10 protein-coding genes and 1 tRNA gene are annotated in these 21,521 nt (G+C 63.7%); 6 read left to right on the forward strand and 5 right to left on the reverse strand.

The window, feature by feature from the left end; all coding sequences use genetic code 11:
• The first annotated feature begins 17 nt into the window (after positions 1–17).
• The 4 genes from CK489_RS01140 (at position 18) to CK489_RS01155 (ending at position 4,526) form a co-directional block, all read left to right on the forward strand.
• A complete protein-coding gene (locus CK489_RS01140; protein WP_050626080.1) occupies positions 18–632 on the forward strand; it encodes a TetR/AcrR family transcriptional regulator in 615 nt (204 codons plus the stop codon).
• A 288-nt stretch (positions 633–920) separates the two neighbouring features.
• Positions 921–2,090, forward strand: coding sequence for an OpgC domain-containing protein (locus CK489_RS01145; protein WP_050626081.1), 1,170 nt, complete (start codon positions 921–923; stop codon positions 2,088–2,090).
• A gap of 63 nt (positions 2,091–2,153) precedes the next feature.
• Entirely contained in the window at positions 2,154–2,864 is a 711-nt protein-coding gene (locus tag CK489_RS01150; protein WP_095730995.1) for an alanyl-tRNA editing protein, read from the forward strand.
• A 144-nt stretch (positions 2,865–3,008) separates the two neighbouring features.
• Positions 3,009–4,526, forward strand: a complete 1,518-nt coding sequence (locus CK489_RS01155; RefSeq protein ID WP_095730996.1) for an ATP-binding protein — start codon at positions 3,009–3,011, stop codon at positions 4,524–4,526.
• Between the two features lie 150 nt (positions 4,527–4,676).
• Here the strand turns inward: CK489_RS01155 and CK489_RS01160 are convergent, their stop codons facing one another.
• Both CK489_RS01160 and CK489_RS01165 read right to left on the reverse strand, forming a co-directional pair.
• Positions 4,677–11,645 (reverse strand): AIDA repeat-containing protein, encoded by a 6,969-nt coding sequence (locus CK489_RS01160; protein WP_095730997.1) that lies wholly within the window; start codon positions 11,643–11,645, stop codon positions 4,677–4,679.
• Positions 11,646–11,689: 44 nt separating this feature from the next.
• Positions 11,690–13,000, reverse strand: coding sequence for an autotransporter strand-loop-strand O-heptosyltransferase (locus CK489_RS01165; protein ID WP_245350216.1), 1,311 nt, complete (start codon positions 12,998–13,000; stop codon positions 11,690–11,692).
• A 148-nt stretch (positions 13,001–13,148) separates the two neighbouring features.
• On the opposite strand from CK489_RS01165, the gene CK489_RS01170 reads away from it, so the two are divergent.
• On the forward strand, positions 13,149–13,952 hold the full coding sequence (locus tag CK489_RS01170) for an FkbM family methyltransferase (protein WP_095730998.1): 804 nt from the start codon (positions 13,149–13,151) through the stop codon (positions 13,950–13,952).
• A gap of 21 nt (positions 13,953–13,973) precedes the next feature.
• Here the strand turns inward: CK489_RS01170 and CK489_RS01175 are convergent, their stop codons facing one another.
• Positions 13,974–15,386 carry an HlyD family type I secretion periplasmic adaptor subunit gene (locus CK489_RS01175; protein ID WP_050629505.1) on the reverse strand — a complete coding sequence of 471 codons (1,413 nt, stop codon included), beginning with the start codon at positions 15,384–15,386 and terminating at the stop codon, positions 13,974–13,976.
• Entirely contained in the window at positions 15,370–17,511 is a 2,142-nt protein-coding gene (locus CK489_RS01180) for a type I secretion system permease/ATPase (RefSeq protein ID WP_050629504.1), read from the reverse strand. Before CK489_RS01180 ends, CK489_RS01175 begins: the two co-directional genes overlap by 17 nt.
• A 590-nt stretch (positions 17,512–18,101) precedes the next feature.
• On the opposite strand from CK489_RS01180, the gene CK489_RS42080 reads away from it, so the two are divergent.
• The gene (locus CK489_RS42080; protein ID WP_245350217.1) at positions 18,102–21,074 is read left to right on the forward strand and encodes a hypothetical protein; all 2,973 of its coding nucleotides are present in this window, start codon (positions 18,102–18,104) and stop codon (positions 21,072–21,074) included.
• 128 nt (positions 21,075–21,202) lie between these two features.
• On the opposite strand, the gene CK489_RS01200 is transcribed toward CK489_RS42080, so the two are convergent.
• Positions 21,203–21,279 (reverse strand) — tRNA-Met (locus CK489_RS01200).
• Positions 21,280–21,521: the final 242 nt, after the last annotated feature.

Raw genomic sequence — 21,521 nt, forward strand, 5'->3', positions numbered from 1 at the left:
GACGCGAGGAGACAACCGTGGCTTCGGGGACGACGCTCAAGCTCAAGCAACAACGCAGCCGCGATCGGCGCGAGCAGATCCTCTCGGCAGCGACCAAGCTGTTCGGCCAGCGGGGCATCGACGGCACCTCGCTCACCGACGTCGCCGCGGTGGCAAAAGTACCGCTGTCCAGCATCTACGACTATTTCGAGGACAAGCGCGCGCTGGTGCTCGACGTGCCCGAGGGCAATTTCGAGGCGCTCTATCAGAAGACCGAACCGCTGCTGGTGAAGGGCGGCGACCCTGTCGAGCAGCTTCGCATCATCTTCCTGACCAACTTCCAGTACATCAAGGACAACCCGAGCTGGGGCCGCGTGTTCTTCCTGGAGATATGGCCGAGCGTGCTTGCCGCCGAACCGCGGGTCAAGAAGGCGGTCGACAAATACGCGCTGCGCTACGTGCAGCTGATCAAGCAGGCGATCCGCGCCGGCACCTATCGCCGCAATCTCGATCCCTACACCGCGATGTCGCTGATGATGGGCGGGATGTGCCACCTCACCGCGGTCTGGCTGCTCTACGGCCGCAAATACGATCTGGTGAAGAAGGGCAGGACGCTGTTCACGACGCTGCACAACGGGTTCGTTCAGCGCTAACCGGAGAGCCCTCGTAGGATGGGTAGAGTGCAGCGGAACTCATCCTTTCTCCGCACGTCCGCAGCTTGATGGATTTCGCTGCGCTCTACCCATCCACGAATCTTGAATCGTGATAGCCGGCTTTAATTTCGACGGACGGAACGATTTGATCCAAATGCATCGCGTTGGCCGGCTGTCGAAGCATTCCGTTCCGGAAAACCAATACACAGCCGTCGAAATCATGTTCTAGTATCACGCGGTGGGCGACCCGCGACCGGACGCGCGGGCAGTTGGGATGGGAGCGAACCGATGGACGTCAAGGCTGTTCTGCCGCCGCGTGGCCGCGACTATCGGCTCGATCTGCTGCGCGGCTTCGCCAACTGGGCGATCTATCTCGATCACATCCCGAACAACGCGGTGAACTGGATCACGCAGAAGAATTTCGGCTTCAGCGACGCCGCCGATCTGTTCGTCTTCATCTCCGGCTACACCGCATCCTTCGTCTATGCGCGCATGATGCTGGAGCGTGGCACCGTGATCGGCGCCACCCGGCTGATCAAGCGGGCCTGGCAGATCTATGTCGCGCACGTCCTGCTGTTCGTGATCTATATCGCCGAGATCGGCTATCTCGCGCAGCGCTACCACGATCCCAACCTGCAGAACGAATTCAACGTCGCGGGCTTCATGCAGAACCCGGCCGAAACGCTCTATCAGGGCCTGATCCTGGCATTCAAGCCGGTCAACATGGACGTGCTGCCGCTCTACATCGCGCTGATGTTAGTGTATCCGGTGGTGCTGTGGGCGATGCTGCGAAAACTCAATCTGACGCTGGCGGCCTCGTTCCTGCTCTATCTCGCCGCGCGCCATTTCGGCTGGAACCTGCCGGCTTATCCGTCTGGCTCGTGGTACTTCAATCCGTTCTGCTGGCAGTTCCTGTTCGTGTTCGGCGGCTGGTTCGCGCTCGGCGGCGCCAGCGAATCGATCAATTTCATCCGCTCACGCGCCTTCCTGTGGCTCGGCGGCGCCTATCTGTTGTTCGCGCTGGTCATGACGCTTGCGGGTCGCTTCCCCGAGCTCGGACAGGCGATGCCGGCCTGGCTCTATGACGCGTTCAATCCGAACGACAAGACCAACCTCGCGCCGTATCGCGTGCTGCATTTCGTGGTGCTCGCCTTCTTCGTGACGCGCTTCCTGCCGCGCGAATGGCCTGGCTACGAATGGCCGATCTTCGAGCCGATCATCAAATGCGGTCAGCAGTCGCTCGAGGTGTTCTGCACGGGCGTCTTCCTCGCCGTGGTCGCGCATGTGGTGCTGGTCGAGGTCTCCGGCAGCCTCTGGATGCAGATCGTGGTGAGTTTTGTCGGCATCGTGCTGATGACCGTGCTCGCCTATTACCGCTCCTGGTCGAAGAAGGTCGACAAGGCGCCCGCGAAGAAGCCGGTGGCTGCGCAGGCGCCGGCTGCGGAGCCGGCGGAGTAGCAGGCGGACCGTCGAGGCCGACGCGGGTGGTCAGCGGCGATGGGCATGCGCTAGATTGAAGGCATGTCCCATGCCTTCACCCATGACCATCCCGACATCCTGCAACTCGAAGCCGACGTGCTCGACGCGCGGCCCGGAGCAGTTCTGCTCGAACGCTCGCCGTTCTTTCCCGGCGGCGGCGGACAGCTCGCCGACCGCGGGCTTCTGCGATGGGCCGGCGGCGAGCTGCCGGTGACCGGGCTCGCGCGCGACGAGCGCGGCCTCTGGCACACGATCCCCGGCGACAGCGTGATCTCCGGCAAGGTCATGCTCGAAGTCGAGCCGGCGTTTCGCGCATTGATGTGCGAGCTGCACACGCTCGCCCATGTCGTCAACGCGCTGGTCTATACGCGGTTCGGCGGCGCGCTTCTGACCGGGGCGCAGCTCAATGCCGACGGCACCTTCCGCGTCGATTTCGATCTGCCCGGCGCCGACAACGAGGCGCTGCGGACGCTCGAGGCGCCGCTGAACGACATCATCCGGCAGGACCTCACCGTCGGCGCCGTCTTCATGGCGCATACCGAGGCGCAAGCCATCCCCGGATTGTTCCGCAGCAAGGCTGTCGCGCCGCCGGTCGGGGCGGACGGGCTGGTCCGGATCGTCGAGATCCTCGGTCTCGACCGGCAGGCCTGCGGCGGCACCCATCTGGCCTCGACCGGGCAATCGCGCCCAGCGCGTATCGTCAAGATCGACAACAAGGGCCGCCAGAACCGCAGGATCAAAGTCGCGGTCTGAACGGCTCCGGCAAGTCTTGCACCGGGCAATCCTCAAGCCATCCACGTGCCGGCCGTGCCTGGGGATGATGTTGTGCGGCTCGCTCGACGGGGCGCGATCGGCTTGTTAAGCCGCGTCTCCGCAAGGACGATTTGAGTCGGGGACATGACCGTAGCGATCGAGATGGGACAAACGACGGCCGGCGCATCGGCGGCCATCGACCTCGAGGAGCTGTTGGCGACGCGTCTCCTGGTGCAGGGCAATTCGGGTTCCGGCAAATCCCATCTGCTGCGCCGGCTGCTGGAACAGAGCGCGCCGTGGGTGCAGCAGACCATCATCGATCCCGAGGGCGACTTCGTCACCCTGGCCGAGCGGTTCGGTCACCTCGTCATCGACGCCGAAGACCACACCGAGCGCAGTTTGCAGGTCGCCGGCGAACGCGTGCGCATTCATCGCGTCTCCACCGTGCTCAATCTCGAAGGGCTCGACGCCGAGAACCAGATGCGGCGCGCTGCCGCCTTCCTGGGCGGAATGTTCGAGGTTCCCCGCGATCACTGGTACCCGATGCTGGTGGTGGTCGACGAGGCGCAACTGTTCGCGCCGGCAGTCGCAGGCGAAGTCTCCGACGAGGCGCGCAAGCTGTCGCTCGGCGCGATGACCAATTTGATGTGCCGCGGCCGCAAGCGCGGCCTTGCGGGGATCATCGCGACCCAGCGGCTGGCGAAGCTCGCCAAGAATGTCGCGGCCGAGGCGTCGAACTTCCTGATGGGTCGCACCTTCCTCGATATCGACATGGCGCGCGCCGCCGACCTGCTCGGCATGGAGCGGCGGCAGGCGGAGGCCTTCCGCGACCTCGAGCGCGGACAATTCATGGCGCTTGGCCCGGCGCTTTCGCGCCGTCCGCTTGGCCTGCGCATCGGTCCAACCGACACGCAGCCGCGCAACGCGGCGCCGCGACTGATGCCGCTGCCGGAAGCGGTACTCGAAGACGCGCGCGCCATCATCCTCGCGGCCCCACCGCCCGAGACGGCGGCCAGGCCGCCGCGCCGGGCGCCGGCGCCCGACCTGCTCAGCCAATTGATGGCTGCCAAGTCGACCACACCGGAGATCGATCCCGAGACTGCGGAGCCGCCGCCGAGCGCCGAGCAACTGGCCGAGCGGCGTGAGCGGCTGGATCGCATCCTGCGCGCCATTCTCGCCGAGCCCGACGCCGGCTTCCGCGCCATCGGCGTGCTCTATCAGGAGTTCGTGGTGCGCTGCCGGATCGAGGGGCTCGGCGCCGTGGTGCCGGAGCTGACCGACTTCCGCCGCATGCTGACGCGCGCCCGCGCCGGGCTCGGCACCGAGATCGCGGAAGACGACGCCTGGCGGGATGTGCAGCTGCGCGCCGCGATCCTGCCCGAGGACATGCAGGGCGTCTTCATGATGATCGCCCGTGCCGCGAAGGAAGGCTGGCCCTGCCCGAGCGATGCCGCGATCGCCCGCGCCTATGGCACGCATTCGCTGCGCCGCGCGCGGCATCTTCTGACCTACATCGAGGAGCAGGGCCTGATCGTCTGCCAGCTCGATGGTGCCGGACGGCGGATCGTGACACTCGTCGAGCTCGCCTGGGCCACGGCCGCGGCCGACCCGAATGTCGACGAGGTACCGGCGGAAGCAGCCTGCAACAGCTCGGCTCCGTGATCGGAGGGTGAGCGGCGAAGCGCCGGACACGGTGCAGGATCCGGAGATGTCGCAGTTACAAAAAGGCCCGCCGAGAGGCGGGCCGTTTCGTTTCTCTGGATGGACGAAGCCACCTTGTCTCGGCGGCTCCGCACGCCTCATCTACAGGCCTCACGCGTGCTGCGGTTGGGCCAGCTGGCTGACCTGCGTCGCCGGCGGATCGACAACCAGGGTACCGCCATGGCCGTCGCTCGAGGTCGTGAAGGTCGAGGCCATATAGTTGCCCAGCAGCGCAATGCTCGCCGTGACGGTGCCGTCCGTCACCGTGAGCGTTCCGTTCGTGCTGGTTCCGCTGAAGCTCGGCGTTTGAACGTTCGCGAAACTGATATTCGCGAAATCGATCGCGTCCGAACCCGTCATCCCGGCGACGGTGCCGTTGAAGCTCGCCGAATTATCGAGCTTCAGCGTTCCCGTCGAACCCAGGAACGACACGGCGGCGTTCGAAGCCCCCGGCAATTCCAGGGTAGCGCCCGTTGCGATGCTGGCGCTGCTCGGGCTCTCCCCCGTTACGTTGAAGGACTGCCAGGCCCCCCACGCAGTGCCGTCATAGGCCCGGATCCAGAGCTGGTCGGTGCCCGAGCCGGCCTGATAGGTCGCCTGGGAAAGCTGCGCCGCGGTGACGTCGATCTCGGTATTCGCCGGCTCGTTGATGCCGCCGACGTTCCAACGTCCGTTCGTGTTGGAATCCCACAGCGCATACTTCGTGATGGGATCGCCGTCGGCGTCCGTCGCCGTGACGAGGTTCGCGGCAGCAAAGGTCTGCCCCGAGACCGTCACGACGTTGGCGACCGCGACCGTCGGCGCCTGGTTCGTCGCGGTGGCCGTGAAGGCCGTCCAGCTGCTCCACTCGCTGCCATCGTTGGCCCGCACGTAGAGCGTATCCGACGGCGAGCCGCCGGGACCGAACACGTAGCTGACCTGTGACAGGTTCGCCGCCGCGACATCGATCTCGGTGCTGGCGGCCTGGGCGACGCCGTTGACCACGAAGTGGCCGTTGCCGCCGGTGTCCCAGAACGCGTACTGGGTCATCGTATCGCTGTCGGCGTCGGTGACCGAGAACAGGCCGGTCGCTGCGACCGAATGGTCGTGAATTCCGCTGACATTCGCCGCCGTCACGACCGGAGCATGGTCGGGCCCCGGTGTTGCCGTGAACGCAGCCCAGCTGCTCCACTTCGATCCGTCGTTGGCGCGCACGTAGAGCGTGTCCGACGGCGAGCCTCCGGGACCGAACACGTAGCTGACCTGCGACAGGTTCGCCGCCGAGACATCGATCTCGACATTGGCGGCCTGGGCGACGCCATTGACCACCCAATGGCCGTTGCCGCCGGTGTCCCAGAACGCGTATTGGGTGATCGCATCGTTCTCGGCATCGCTGACCGAGAACAGGCTCGAGGCGAGCACCGAGAGCTGGCCGTGACTGGCGGTCACGTTCGGTGCCGTCACCACCGGGGCCGTATCGACCCCCGGCCCTGCGGTGAACGCGGTCCAGCTGCTCCACAGGCTGCCGTCATTGGCCCGCACATAGAGCGTATCCGGTGTCGAGCCGCCGGGACCGAACACGTAGCTGACCTGTGACAGGTTCGCCGCCGCGACGTCGATCTCGGTGTTGGCGGCCTGGGCGACACCGTTGACCACCCAGTGGCCGTTGCCGCCGGTGTCCCAGAACGCATACTGGGTGATCGCATCGCTCTCGGCATCGCTGACCGAGAACAGGCTCGAGGCGAGCACCGAGAGCTGGCCGTGACTGGCGGTCACGTTCGGTGCCGTCACCACCGGGGCCGTATCGACCCCCGGCCCTGCGGTGAACGCAGTCCAGCTGCTCCACAACTGCCCGTCGTTCGCCCGCACGTAGAGCGTATCGGGCATCGAGCCGCCGGGACCGAACACGTAGCTGACCTGTGACAGGTTCGCCGCCGCGACGTCGATCTCGGTGTTGGCGGCCTGGGCGACACCATTGACCACCCAGTGGCCGTTGCCGCCGGTGTCCCAGAACGCATACTGGGTCATCGTATCGTTGTCGGTATCCGTCACCGAGAACAGGCTGGAGGCAAGGGCCGACACCTCCCCATGCGTCGCGGTCACGTTCGGTGCCGTCACGATCGGAGCGTGGTCGCCCCCTGGGGTCGCCGTGAACGCGGTCCAGCCGCCCCACAGCATTCCGTCATTGGCCCGCACGTAGAGCGTATCGGGCATCGAGCCAGCCGGACCGAACACGTAGCTCACCTGCGACAGGTTCGCCGCCGAAACGTCGATCTCGGTGTTGGCGGCCTGGGTGACACCATTGACCACCCAGTGACCGTTGCCTCCGGTGTCCCAGAACGCGTACTGGGTGATCGTATCGTTGTCGGCATCGGAGACCGAGAACAGGCTCGAGGCGATAGCCGAGGTTACCCCGTGGATGGCAGTCACGTTCGGTGCCGTCACGACCGGAGCGTGGTCGCTTCCAGGACTCGCCGTGAACGCGGTCCAGCCGCCCCACAGCGTTCCGTCGTTCGCCCTGATGTACAAGGTATCAGGCGTCGACCCGACCGGACCGAAGACGTAGCTCACCTGCGACAGCTGCGCTGCGGTGATGTCGATCTCGGTATTGGCGGCCTGGGCAACACCATTCACAACCCAGTGGCCGCTGCCGCCGGTGTCCCAGAGCGCGTACTGGGTCATCGTATCGGGATCCGGATCGCTCACCGTGAACAGGCTTGACGCGGCAACCGACGTTTGGCCGTGCGTCGCAGTGACGTTGGCGGCTATCACGGTCGGCGGGGTGTCCGCGAACGCCTTCGCCGTGAATTGAGTCCAGCTGCCCCAGAGCGTACCGTCATTGGCCCGCACGAAAAGCGTGTCGGTCGAACCGCTCGGACCGAACACGTAGCTCACCTGCGAGAGGTTCGCCGCCGTGACATCGATCTCGGCGTTGGTGGGCTGGACGGCGCCGTTGACGACCCAGTGGCCGTTACCTTGGGTATCCCAGAACGCGTACGTGACGATGGGATCGCCATCGGGGTCCGTGACGCTGAAGAGGCTGGAAGCCAGCGCAGCGCTCTCACCGAAGACTGCCGTGACATTGGCCGCCGAGGTGACCGGCGCGGCATCGGCGCGCGTCGTGATCAACGTGCCGGTGCCGGAATCCGTGCCGACACTGAACCGCACGCCAGGCGTCGCATCGAGCTGCAGGTCGAAGGAGGAAGCTCCTTCGGTAACATGCAGGATGTTGCCCGCGAGCAAGGTCGCCGAGCCGCCCGATACGAAATTGAGGCCCGCCAGATCGATGCTGTCGCCCCCAACCAGTCCGCTGATGGTCGTGCCGGACAAGGACGTGCCGTCGACCTTCAGCTGCCCGCCGGACCCGCTGAAGGTGATGCCGCCGCTTGCGGTGCTGCCGGCCTGCAACTCGACCAGGCCGCCGGAGATCGTCACCGGACCAGTCGAGCCGCCCGAGGAGACAAGTTCAGTACCTCCGGCGAACACGAAGACGTTGCTCGTCGTCGTGCCGGCAAGATTGAACGCGCCGCCGCTCGACACCGCGATGTCGTGCGCCGTGCCTCCGGAAGCGACATTGAGCACGCCACCGCTGGAAACGGTCAGGTGATCCAGTGCGCCGCCCGACAAGACATTGACTGTGCCGCCGGAGATCGCCGTCCCGGAGCCCACGGCGCCGGTGACGACACCACCCGAGAAGACATTCTCAACGCCGCCGGCATAAACGCCCACGCGGCTGAGCACGGTGCCCGACACGTTGAAGGTGCCGCCGCTCGACACGCCGACGAAAGCCGCCGAGCCGCCAGCCAGAACGTTCAATACGCCGCCTGCACTGACTCCGGTGCCCGAACTGATGGCGCCGGTGATCAATCCACCGGACAGCACGTTCTCCACGCCGCCGTTGTTGACGGTGGCATTGCTCAGCACTGTACCCGCGACATTGAACGTGCCGCCGCTCGACACGCCTACAAAGGCGGCCGTGGCGCCGGCCGACAGGTTCAACGTACCGCCCGAAATTCCCGTCCCGGATCCGCTCGCTCCCGAGATTGATCCGCCGGACAGGACGTTCTCGACGCCGCCGTCGTAGATACCTGTATTGCTCAGCACCTTGCCTGCGACATTGAAGATGCCGCCGCTCGACACGCCGACGTGCGTGGCCGAACCACCGGCCAGGACGTTCACGGTACCGCCAGCGAAAATGATGGTCGCCGCACTCGATGCGCCGGAGATGAACCCGCCGGACAGCACGTTCTCGACACCGCCGCTCGAGACCAGCGTGTTGCTGATGATCGTACCCGCAACATTCAGGGTACCGCTCGACACCGTAAGGTCGTGTGCCGTGCCACCAGCCGAGACATTCAAAGTGCCGCTCGAAACCGTCAGGTGATCCAGCGCACCACCCGCAAGGACATTGACCGTGCCGCCGGAGATGCCGGTGCCGGAACCCGTCACGCCGGTAACGAGACCGCCGGAAAGAACGTTTTCGACACCGCCGTCATAGACGGCGCCATTGCTGAGCACGACGCCCGCAACATTGAACGTGCCGCCGCTCGAGACGCCGACGTGAACCGCCGAACCGCCGGCCAGAAGGTTCAATGTGCCGAGAACGCCGGTCCCCGAACTCGTCACGCCGGAGATCAATCCGCCGGACAGCACGTTCTCGATACCGCCGGCCGAGATCAGCGTGTTGCTGGTCATCGTGCCGGCAACATTCATGGTGCCGCCGCTCGACACCGTGATGTTGTGCACTGTGGCGCCAGCGGAGACATTCAGCGTGCCGCTCGAAACCGTCAGGTGATCCAGCGCGCCGCCGCCGAATACGTTGACCGTACCTCCGGATACGCCCGTCCCGGAACCCGTCACACCGGTGACAACGCCACCCGAGGCAACATTCTCAACGCCGCCGGACAAGACGGCCACATTGCTGAGCACGGTGCCCGACACATTCATGGTGCCGCCGCTCGACACGGTGACGTGGTCGGCCGAACCACCGGCCAGAACATTCAGCACGCCGCCCGCGGAAACGCCGGTCCCCGAGCTGATCGCCCCGGTGATCAGGCCGCCCGATTGCACGTTCTCGATGCCGCCGCTGGTGATGCTGACATTGCTCAGCGTCACGCCCGCCACGTTGAGGATGCCGCCAGCGGACACGCCGACGAAGGCGGCTGAGCCGCCTGCCAGTACGTTGAGCGTACCGCCCGAAACTCCCGTTCCGGACCCGCTCGCACCGGAGATCGACCCGCCCGACTCGACGTTCTCGATGCCGCCGCTGTAGACCGCGGTGTTGCTCAGCACGTTGCCGAAGACGTTGAACGTGCCGCCACTCGACACGCCGACGTGGACGGCCGAACCACCGGCCAGAACGTTCAGCACGCCGCCGGCGGAAACGCCGGTCCCGGAGCTCGTTGCGCCGGAGATCAGGCCACCCGACTGCACGTTCTCGACACCGCCGCTGGTGATGCCGACCATGCTCAGCACCGTACCGAAGACGTTGAAGGTACCGCCCGCCGACACGCCGACATAGGAGGCCGAGCCGCCGGCCAGCACGTTGAGGGTGCCGCCCGAAATTCCCGTTCCGGATCCGATCTGGCCGGAGATGAAGCCGCCGGACAGGATGTTCTCGACACCGCCGCCGAAGACCGCCGTGTTGCTGGTGATCGTGCCCGCCACGTTCAAGGTGCCGCCGTTCGACACCGCGACGCCGTGCACGATTCCGCCGGCGGAGACGTTGAGCACGCCCCCGTTGCTCACAGTGGCGTTTTGCTCGGCTCCGAAAACATTCTCGGTGCCACCGCTGAGCACGGTGCCGATGGCCGTTCCGCCGGACAGAACGTTGAGCGTCTGACCGCTGCTGATAACCAGCCCCAAGTCAGTCTGGCCACTGCTCACGGTTATGTTGCCGCTACCACCGGCGCTGGTGAAGAGGAAGATGTCGGTGCCGGAGGCATCGCCTGTGCGGCCGAACGGATTTGTAAAGATCTGGCTCGGGTCCAGCTGAAGGGTCAGCGTGCCGTGATCGTTGGTCGCTATCTGCAGAACGTTATTCGCGCCGAGGCCCACGCTCGTGACGTGCGAAGCGCCCTCGCCGGTAAGGTTGATCGTATCGCCAACAACGAAGCCGAAGATGGTGGCTCCGGGCATCGAGAGGCCATCAATCTCCAGCTTGCCGCCATTCCCCGAGAACCCGGTCCCACCGGAGACGCCAGGCCCGGAGAAGTCAAACTCGCCGGCGGAGCCACCAACCTGGAGCCTGGCCGTACCGCCCCAGACACCGACGCTGCCCGCCGATCCGGCAATGTTGGCGATGCCACCAGAAAACACGTCGAAACGAGTTGCCGAGCCGCCCGCCTCGATATTGAGCGTACCGTAATCGCCCGTGAACGTGCCGCCCGACCCTGAGATCAAGCCGCCCGACAACACGTTCTCGACGCCGCCGCTCGAGATCACACTATTGCCGAGAATGACGCCGGCCACGTTGGCCGTGCCGCCGGTGTACACGCCCACAAAGGCGCCCGAACCTCCGGCAGAGATGTTGAGGACGCCTCCCGCAGAAACCCCCGTGCCCGAATGCGAGGCGCCACTGATGAAGCCGCCCGAAAGGACGTTCTCGACGCCTCCCGAAATACCGACGGTGCTCAGCGTTTCGCCGGCGACGTTCATGACACCGCCGGTATAGACCGCGATAAAAGACGCGGAACCACCGGCCAGGATGTTCTCCACGCCACCTGAGAAAACGCCGGTGCCCGAACCGATACCGCCGCTGGTGAAGCCGCCTGACGATATGTTCAGCACGCCGCCGCTGCTGACACGGATATGATCCACCACGCCGCCGGACAGCACGTTGACGGTGCCGTTGTCGCTGTTGAAAACGCCCGTGCTGCCGCTACCGGTACCGCTCATCACGCCGCCGGCGCTGATGGTCACGCTGCCGCCGCTTGAAATCGTGGTCGAGTCTACGTAGCCGCCGGAATCGACCAGGAGCTGGCCACCACTACTCAGCGTCGTCGAGACCGCGGAGCCTCCGTTGAGGACCTCAAGCGTATCGCCGCCCGCTTCGATCAAACCTGAGCTGGTAAAACCCGAGCTTACAAAAGTGGTGGTCATGGCAGCGCTCCCCCATGAAAATCGTCAGTGCTTGAAAAAATCGGCTAGAGCTTGAATCCGGGAATAGTCCTGATCACCGATTTGACGTGATCCAAGGTGATCAGCCTTGTGCACTCGAACTGACGCGGCGTCCCCTTGTGACGGGGGCACCAGAAAAAATCCTTGTGGTCGAATCGAACTGCCGGATCGTTCCAGCAGCTGTTGCACGCGTGGTAATTGATGACGCGATATGGCGTAGCAAATTCATTTGTCGGATGCGTGAAGCCCGAGATCATGACGACCGGGGTGCCGACCGCCCAGGCCAGCCACGCAAGCCCACTGGAGAGACCGACGAAGAAGTCCGCGTGCTGGAGCAGATTGGCCCGTTCCTGAATGGGACGGTCACCGGTCCAGTCTTCCGCGCCGTTCGGAATGTGATTCCAGACCAGCTCGTGGCCGTGCGTCGGTTTCTGATCGATGCAGATCACGCGGTAGCCGGCCTGCGTGAGAAAACCGGTCAGCTCCCGCCAGCCGTTGGGGTTATTCCAGTACTTGCATTGCGTGGTGCTCTGCACCGCGATGCAGACGTAAGGCTCGGGGATCGGCCTTTGGTCATCAGCCAGCGAGATGCGTGGCGCGACTTCGGTCGGATCGACGCCGAGGATGTATCCGGCGGTCCGATGCAGTCCGACAAAGCGGAAGTCGCATGGTTGATAGACGAAGTTCTTGTCGTCGAAAAACAATCCGACGCTGTACGTGGCGTAGTAGCGATCGGTTTGAATCTCCTCGTGCGTGACGAAGTTGATGTCGGGGTACGCATCCCGAAACAGCGGAATCAACTTCTCCGCCATTGCACAGGTCAGCCTGCAATTGTGAGCTTCCCTGAACTTCGCCACATAGGGAAACCAGCCGACCGTGTCTCCCAGCGTCCCGATCGGAAGCTGGATCAGAACGTGACGATCCGTCGCGTTGTACTCGTGCGAGAAGATGACATCATCGCCCTGCAAGACTTCGATGCGGAAGCGAATGTAGTAGCGCTTTGAGCTGTTGACGCGACCGCCCGCGAACTGCGTCTCGAACAGAAGGTTGCCGGTCTCGGCGTCCCAGAGCCGCACGCGCCATGGGCTTTCTCCCGGGGGACAAAACACCCGGGCGCCGTCGTTGAAGTCGAAGCGCAGCCCCTTCGGACCCACTTGGGTCGGCTGTTCGGCTGCAGGAGGATAGGCAGGTTTCGGCGCGTCGGCACCCGACGCGACAGCGTCCGGCTTGCCCGATACAGCGCTCGTCGAACGATCAACGATTATTTTGGGTTGGTCGGTGACATCGTCAATCGAACGCTTCAGCCCGATCGCCGGCGCAACGGCAATGGCATTCACGAAATATCCCCTGCCCTGAAATAATAAACAGCCTCTTAAAAAGTGCAGGGAAGGTAAGCGAGATTGACAACCGCGTCAACGGACGAAAACCTTAGCGGGTACCCCTCGCAGCCGTTCCCACGCGGCAGACACAAAGAAACACACAACGATGAGCCGCAATCCCAGCAAGATCCCGTTTGTGATCGCAGCGTCGACGCATGGCCCGCTGATCGTCAACCGGCTGGACTATCACACCGCGGGCGACCACACTTTTGGAGTCGGGATTCAGATTCTCGAGCATGGCACGTTCGACGCCACTGAAATCGAGCTGACGAAGGGTCTTCTTGCACTGCGAAGAACCTACCGGGGCGATGGCGTGGTCGCGATCGACTGCGGAGCGAACATCGGCGTTCACACCATCGAATGGTCCAGGCACATGGACGGCTGGGGCTCGGTCGTTGCCATCGAGGCGCAGGAGCGGGTCTACTACGCCCTTGCCGGTAACATCGCCATCAACAACTGCTTCAACGCGAGGGCGATGCACGCGGTCATTTCGTCGGAAACCGGAAAAACCCGGGTGCCGGCCCTCAGTCATCAGGAGCCCGCCAGTTTCGGCAGCCTGGAGGTGACGCAACGCTCCGCCACCGAGCAGATCGGGCAGCAAATCGATTATTCGGAGGCCAGCGGGATTGAGACGGCAATGATCACGCTGGACTCGCTGAACCTGGGCCGCTGCGACCTGATCAAGATCGACGTCGAGGGGATGGAGTTGAAGGTGCTGGAGGGCGCCAGCGCCACGATCCGGCAGCATCACCCGATCATCCATGCGGAATTCATCAAGACCGACAAGGCCGCCCTGGTTCGTACGCTGAACGATCATGGATACCGGACCTACGACGCGGGGCAAAACTGCCTTGCGATCCACGAATCCGATCCAAGCCTGAGCCACGTGGAATCCCGGACCACGTCGTGACGGCCTGACCGCCGGGCGTCGTCACCGCTCGCGGAGGGCATCCTGCCGGTAGCGCATGATCGGCGACAACAGATAGCTCATGATGCTGCGGGCACCCGTCCTGATTTCGACGGTGACGGTCATTCCCGGCGAAAGACTGATCTCCTTGTCGTCGACGACCATCTTGGTCCGGTCGATCGAGACGTGCGCGATATACACCGGCCCCTGCCCCTTCGGCTCGCTGCTCTCCTCCGTCCCAGCAGCATTGGGCTCGCGGGCGGAATCTCGCGCCTTGTCGCGGGAGACGGAATCGGGCGAGACGCTGACGATCTTGCCGTGCAGCAGGCCGTAGCGCGTGAAGTTGAAGGTATCGACCTTGATTTCGGCGTCCTGCCCGGGATGCACGAAGCCGATATCGCGATTGGAAACCATCGCCTCGATTTCAATCAGATTGTCGCTGGGCACGACCACCGCAAGCGTCTGGGCGGGCGTGACGACACCGCCGACCGTGTGCACGGCCAATTGCTGCACCACGCCGTCGATCGGTGCCGCAAGCTTCTGAAGATTGGTCTTGTGTTCGGCCTTGGACACCTCGTCCTTGAGACTGCCGGCCTTCTGCGTCGCCTTGGCCAGGTCGTCATACAGGCGATGCCGGTATTCCGAGACAAGCTTGGCGCGCGTCTCGTCGAGCGCGGCCACGGCAGCATTGCCCTCCTGGAGCTTGCTTTTCTGCACCAGGATGTCCTGCTGCATCCCGACGAGCTCCTGAAGCTCCTGCAGATATTGCAGCTTTGAACCGTATTCCCGGTCCGCGAGGTACTTGCGGACGTTGACGCGCTCCTGCAGCACCGGCAGCAAGGCTTCAATCTTGGCGATGCCGGCGTCGATCGTCTTGGTCTCCGCCACCTTCTGCACCCGCTGCCGATCCAGCTCGGACAATTTGGCGCGCTGCTCGGAATCCTGACTGCGCAGATACTCCAGATGCATCTGAATCAAGGCAGGCGGCGTGTCCTCCGGCGCGCCGTCGAGCGCGCTCGTGTTGCCGTCGAGCGCAGAGCGTGTGCGGGCAATGTCCAGCAATGACGCGAGAAGATCGTTTTTCAGGTGCAGAAGCTCGGCCTGATTGCTGGTCGGATCCAGCTCGATCAGAATCTCGCCGGCCTTGACGGTTTGACCGTCGCGGACGTGAATGGCCCGCACCACCCCGATCTCAAGCGGCTGGACCAGCTTCACGCGGTCGCCCGGCACGATCTTTCCGGGAGCAGAGGCAACGATATCGATCTTGCCGAGGCCGGCCCATGCCACGGCGCAACAGAACAGGGCGGCAAGCAAGATGGCCGTCAGCCTGGCGGTCGGAGATGGTGGCGTCTCGACGATTTCGAGGGCCGCCGGCAGGAACGCCAGCTCGTCCCGCGTTTTACGCCCGACCGCAGGCGCTTCACGAGCCGACTTCATGGATCCCCGCCTGCAACCGGTATAGCGACGCGTATCTTCCGCCCGAGCTCAGCAACTCCTCGTGGGAGCCCTGCTCAACCAGCCGGCCGCGATCGATGGTGATGATTCGATCGGTGCGCCGGACGGCGGACAGCCGGTGCGCGATGACAAAGACCGTTCGCCCCTTCACGATCCGGTTCATATTGTCCTGGATGACCCGTTCGCTTTCGTAGTCCAGCGAACTGGTCGCTTCATCGAAGATCAGGATGCGCGGATCGGTGATCAGGGCGCGCGCGATCGCGATGCGCTGGCGCTGTCCTCCCGACAGACTGGAGCCGCGCTCGCCCACGACGGTGTCGTAGCCTTCCGGCAGTTCCAGAATGAATTCGTGAGCCCCCGCAAGCTGGGCCGCGGCGACCACCTTCTCCATCGGAGCGGCCGGGTCGGCGAGCGCGATGTTTTCCCGGACGCTGCGATTGAACAGCACGTTTTCCTGCAGCACGACGCCGACCTGGCGGCGCAGCCACGCCGGATCGACCATCGCAAGGTCGATGCCGTCGACCAGGACCCTGCCCTTCTCCGGAACGTAAAGGCGCTGAACCAGCTTCGTGAAGGTGCTCTTGCCCGACCCCGACGGGCCGACGATGCCGACGACCTGGCCGGCGGGAATGTTGATGTTGATCTCGTGCAGCACTTCGGGTCCATCGACCCGGTATCGGAACGACACGTGCTCAAGCGTGACCTGCCCCTTGATCGGCGGCGGGACTGCGCGGCCGGGGCTGAAGGTCTGCTCGGCCGGCGTATTCAGGATGTCGCCGAGCCGCGCAACCGAGAGCCTCGCCTGGTGGAAGTCCTGCCAGAGCTGCGCCAGCCTCAGGACTGGCGCGCTGACGCGCGACGAGAACATGTTGAAGGCGATCAGCTCGCCGACCGTGAGGCTGCCGTCGATCACCAGCTTGGCCCCGGCGTAAAGGATCACCGCGGTGACGAGCTTGCTGACGAACTGGACCGATTGGCTCGCGACGTTGGCGAGGCTGAGCACACGGAAGCTGGCCGCGACGTATCCGGCAAGCTGCTCCTCCCAGCGCCGCTGCATCTGCGGTTCGAGCGCCATCGCCTTGATGGTCTCGACCCCGGTCACGCTCTCGACGAGGAAGGCCTGGTTCTCGGCCCCGCGCTCGAACTTGGTGTCGAGCCGCTGACGGAACAGCGGCGTCGCGCCGGCCGAGATGCCGACATAGAGCGGGAAGGATCCGAGCACGATCCAGGTCAGGATCGGCGAGTAGACGAACATCACCGCGATGAAGACGACGGTGAAGAACAGGTCAATCACGACCGTCAGGGCGGAGCCGGTCAGGAAGTTGCGGATGTTCTCGAGCTCGCGGACCCGCGCAACCGAATCGCCGACCCGGCGAGCCTGGAAGTAGGCAATGGGCAGCCCGATGAGGTGCCGAAACAAGCGGGCTCCCAATTCGACATCGATCCGGTTCGTCACGTGGGAGAACAGATAGGTCCGCAATATCGCAAGCGCCGTCTCGAACACCGCGATGCCGATCAATCCCACGACGAGCACATCGAGCGTGCTGAGAGTGTGATTGACCAGGACCTTGTCGATCACCACCTGAAAGAACAGCGGTGACACCAGCGCGAACAGCTGCAGGAAGAAGGAGGCGATCAACACCTCCACGAAATGGTATCGATACTTGTGGATCGCGCCCAGAAACCATGACAGGTCGAAGCGGCGTGCAAGATTGACCAGTCCGGCGCGGCGGCTGACCAGGATCATCCGGCCTGACCACACCGCTTCCAGATCGGCACGCGTGATCAACTCCGGGCGCTCCGACAGCGGCGATTGCACGAGGATCTTGTCGGCGCCGACCTTGGCAAGGATCAAATGGCCACCGTCGCGCAACAACGCGATGGCAGGAAGCGGAGCCTTCTCGAGCCTTAGCCAGTTGGTCGTCACCTCCCGGGCCTTGACGCCGGTCGAGCGCGCGTAGCGCAGCATCTCCGGCGTTCCGACCGGTCCGTTGCCGAACTGGTGACGAATCTGGTCGACATCGGCGGGGATGCCGTGAAAACGCAGCAGCATCGCGAGTGCAACGATCCCGCTGTCTGCTGCCGTACCGCTCCGCGTTTCAATCATCTCGCGATTTAATCTGCTCAGTAGCTGAAAATAACTGCCGTCGAACGCGAACCGACACCGTCGGGAGCGCCCCGTCCCTGCTCCTTCGACCTCGTCGCCAGCGCAAACCGACTATTCGCAACGAACCGACAGAGCAGCAGATGAATATGACGCCCAGAGTACTATGTCTCTTTGGCGGGATGCAATTGGCGTTGTGAACGAACGACCGAATTCACGAGCAACATCATGCCGATCCCGGTCCCTCGTCGGAACCGCCCGCAGCTGAACCACGCTCCGTAGTCTTACGGGCCGCGGCGCTTGAGATGGGCCGTCATCGGCGTCGCCGCGATGATCGCATCGGCCGCGTGACGTATAAGAGTGTCGTGCCGAGCTGATATTCAGCCTGCAGAAATGGCGCGGACTCTGTTCCATGCCCAAGTTCAGGCCGATCGCACCCGAGGCGCTGTACATGAACAGCCTCACGCACCACCGCAGCCCGCGCTCGACGTCTGTTGACTACCCGTGACTGATCAGCATGAATAGTACTTATTATTGGTACGCTACCATAGATTGAAAGCCCGACCAAGATGCCTTGGAATTATTCAGTAACATTGAACGATTCTTCGAACGCAGGCGCGTCCGCCGAAGCCTCGCTTGTTTACGATCTCGAGCAGGCCCTCAATGTCTGGCAGCGCTATATCCTGGGCATTGGCACCCTGGTGGTGCAGCTCAACATCCTGCCCACCAGCGTTGGCCGTGCCGATGGCGGGCCGACCACGAGCTACTATGTCGGAACAAATGGCACGCTCCCGTTGTACGAGCCGTCAAGCCAATACGAGCTGACCACCGGGCAGCATGTCTCGGGCGCGACAAGCGACATCACCATCAACATCGATCCCGGCTATTTCCAGTACATCGACATGGCTTATGGCCTGACCTACGCCAGTCAGGTGCCTGGAAACGTGATCAATCCGATCGACGTCTTTCTGCATGAGCTGATGCACGGCTTCGGCATGACGGGCTGGTACGACCAGAGCGGCCAGCTTGCCGGCCAATACGAATCGACGTTCGACAATCTGATTCAGAAGACCGCGATGGGCGCATACTTTATCGGCGCCAATGCCGAGGCCGCCTATGGCGGCCCGGTGCCCCTGACCACAAACAGCACCACCCAGAACTACTATCATTTCGGCAACCAGCAATCCGACTTCTACGCCACCCCGTCGACCGTCAAGGATCCGCTCACGCTGGATTTGATGAACGGGATCGTCTTCTACCCCGATTACCAGTACGCGATCTCCAATTTGGACATCGGCGTTCTGAAGGATCTGGGGTACAGCATCCGGACGACGCCGGTCGTCACCGCCAGCGACCAGTCCGCAGGAAGAAATCAGATCTACGCGGCCTCGTCGCTGTTCTCGGTGAACATGGCCACCGGCGATTCCATCACCGAATATTCCTTCTGGGACACTAACGGCCACGGTTACTGGACGGTGGGAGGCGTCGCCCAGGGCACCAACACCGAGATCGACATCAACGCGTCGCAGCTGGCTCAGGTCAATTATCAAGCCGGACCCGGCTCGGACACATTGTGGGTGAGAGCGTTCGACGGCTATTTGTGGAGCGACTGGAAATCCTTCGTGATCTCGCCGGCCGATCATGCACCCGTGGTCACGGCAGCAAACGTGACCGCCGCGCATATGGAGCTCGCGGCGGCTGCCTCGTCCCTGTTCTCCGCTAGCGACCCGGACAGCGACACGATCACCGAATATGCATTCTGGGACACGCAGGGCAACGGCCATTGGACTATCGGCAGTGTTGCGCAAGCCACCAACGCCGAGATTGACGTCGCGGCCGCCAACCTCTCGCAAGTGAGCTATTTGTTCGGTTCGGCCCCCGACACGCTTTGGGTCCGCGCCTATGATGGATATCTCTGGGGAGCATGGGTCCCGTTCACGGCGACGCCAGGCGTCGACCATCCTCCCGTTGCTTCGGCTTCCGGCTTCACGGCGGCACACGGGCAAACGTCGATCGCGGCTTCGAGCCTGTTCAGCGCCTCCGACCCGGATAGCGATCCGATCACCCAGTACGCACTCTGGGACAGCAACGGCAACGGCGCATGGGTGGTGAACGGTGCCGTTCAGGCCACCAATGCGGAAATCGACATCACCGCCGCACAGCTTGCCCAGACCAGCTACCAGTTCGGCTCGGCTCCGGACCAGCTTTGGGTGAGGGCTTACGATGGAACGCTGTGGGGCGCATGGGTCCCGTTCACGGTCACGCCTGGTCCCGATCATGCGCCGGTGGCCAGCGCGACCGATTTTGCGGCGACCCATGGCGAGGATATCGCCGCATCCAATCTCTTCAGCGCAACCGACGCCGACAACGACACGATCACCGCCTATCAGGTTTGGGATTCAACGAGCGATCCCTCCAGCGGTCATTGGGTGGTCGGCGGAGTGGCGCAGGCTGCCAACATCGCGATCGATGTTTCACCCGCTCAATTGACGAACACCTCGTTCCAGTCGGGCTCCGGCTCGGATGACCTGTGGGTGCGAGCCAATGACGGCATCACATGGGGTGCCTGGAAAGAGTTTCACGTCAACGCGCCGATCGACCACGCACCGGTGGTCAGCGCGTCGGACATGACCGCAACGCATGGTCAGGACATCGCCGCGTCCAACCTGTTCACGGTCAGCGATCCCGACAGCGATACGATCACCAATTATCAGTTCTGGGACTCGACGACCGATCCCGCCAGCGGGCATTTTGTCGTGGCCGGCGCCGCACAGCCGGCGGGCCAGGCCATCGATGTCAGCGCGGCACAGCTGGCCAATACATCATTCCAGAGCGGTTCAGGCTCCGACGATCTCTGGGTGCGAGCCTTCGATGGCATGGTCTGGAGCAACTGGAAGGAATTCCACGTCAACGCGCCGCTCGACAATCTTCCGATCGTGACGGCCGCCGACGCTGCGGCGAGCCACGGCCAGGATATCGCGGCCTCCGCGCTGTTCTCCGCCACCGACGCGGATGGAGACACCATCGCGAACTATCAGGTGTGGGATTCGACGTCGGATCCGAGCAGCGGGCACTGGGTGGTCGGCGGAGTGGCTCAGGGCACCAACGTCGCGATCGATGTCACTGCCGCCCAGCTCTCGAGCACGAGCTTTCAGAGCGGCTCCGGTTCGGACGATCTGTGGGCGCGGGCTTACGACGGCATTGCCTGGGGGCCGTGGAAGGAATTTCACGTCACCGCACCGATCGACCAGGCTCCGATCGTCTCCGCGTCCGACTTCCACGCCACGGCCAACCAGAGCGTGGCCGCATCGAACCTGTTTTCGGTGACCGATCCCGACGGCGACAGCATCACCCAATATCAATTCTGGGATTCGACCACGTCAGCCAACAGCGGTCACTGGAGCATGGGCGGCAACGCGCAGCCCACCAACACCGCCATCAATGTCAGCGCGGCCCAGCTTGCCAGCACCACCTTCCAGGGCGGAACCGTCGCCGACGACCTCTGGGTTCGCGCCAATGACGGCTTGATGTGGAGCGCCTGGCAGGAATTTCACTTCATCGTCTAGCGCGCGGACCGGTTTGCCGGGAGGCAGTGATCGGTCCTCCGGCACCGACGATCGAGGCGAACCTTCTCCCAAAACAAAAATGGCCCGCGAGATGCGGGCCATTTCATCGGAACCGGTAGGTCCGAACTTGGTTGCGGGGATAGGATTTGAACCTATGACCTTCAGGTTATGAGCCTGACGAGCTACCGGGCTGCTCCACCCCGCGTTAAACCGTTGCGTGCCTTTCAGGAAGGGTGCCCGAACCTGCCGGCCAACGCTTGTAACGGCGCCGATCGATCCGTCCGGAGAGCTTCCTGAGAAGGCGACCCGGGCCGAAGCCGTCGGGTGCGGGGCGTATGTATCAACGTGAGGTCGGTTTGGAAAGCCCCGGATGCGGGTTTTTGAGGATTTTGTGACGTCCAAATCACCGGTTTTTCCTGACAGAATTACCGCCGGGAACCGGGCCTT

The sequence above is a fragment of the Bradyrhizobium sp. UFLA03-84 genome (assembly GCF_002289535.1).
Classification (GTDB): Bacteria; Pseudomonadota; Alphaproteobacteria; order Rhizobiales; family Xanthobacteraceae; genus Bradyrhizobium; species Bradyrhizobium viridifuturi.

Excerpts from the sequence above, each read along its gene's own strand:
- CK489_RS01175 (WP_050629505.1), bottom strand. The coding sequence starts at position 15,386 with ATGAAGTCGGCTCGTGAAGCGCCTGCGGTCGGGCGTAAAACGCGGGAC.
- CK489_RS01155 (WP_095730996.1), top strand. The coding sequence starts at position 3,009 with ATGACCGTAGCGATCGAGATGGGACAAACGACGGCCGGCGCATCGGCG.
- CK489_RS01180 (WP_050629504.1), bottom strand. The coding sequence starts at position 17,511 with ATGATTGAAACGCGGAGCGGTACGGCAGCAGACAGCGGGATCGTTGCA.
- CK489_RS01150 (WP_095730995.1), top strand. The coding sequence starts at position 2,154 with ATGTCCCATGCCTTCACCCATGACCATCCCGACATCCTGCAACTCGAA.
- CK489_RS01145 (WP_050626081.1), top strand. The coding sequence starts at position 921 with ATGGACGTCAAGGCTGTTCTGCCGCCGCGTGGCCGCGACTATCGGCTC.
- CK489_RS01160 (WP_095730997.1), bottom strand. The coding sequence starts at position 11,645 with ATGACCACCACTTTTGTAAGCTCGGGTTTTACCAGCTCAGGTTTGATC.
- CK489_RS01170 (WP_095730998.1), top strand. The coding sequence starts at position 13,149 with ATGAGCCGCAATCCCAGCAAGATCCCGTTTGTGATCGCAGCGTCGACG.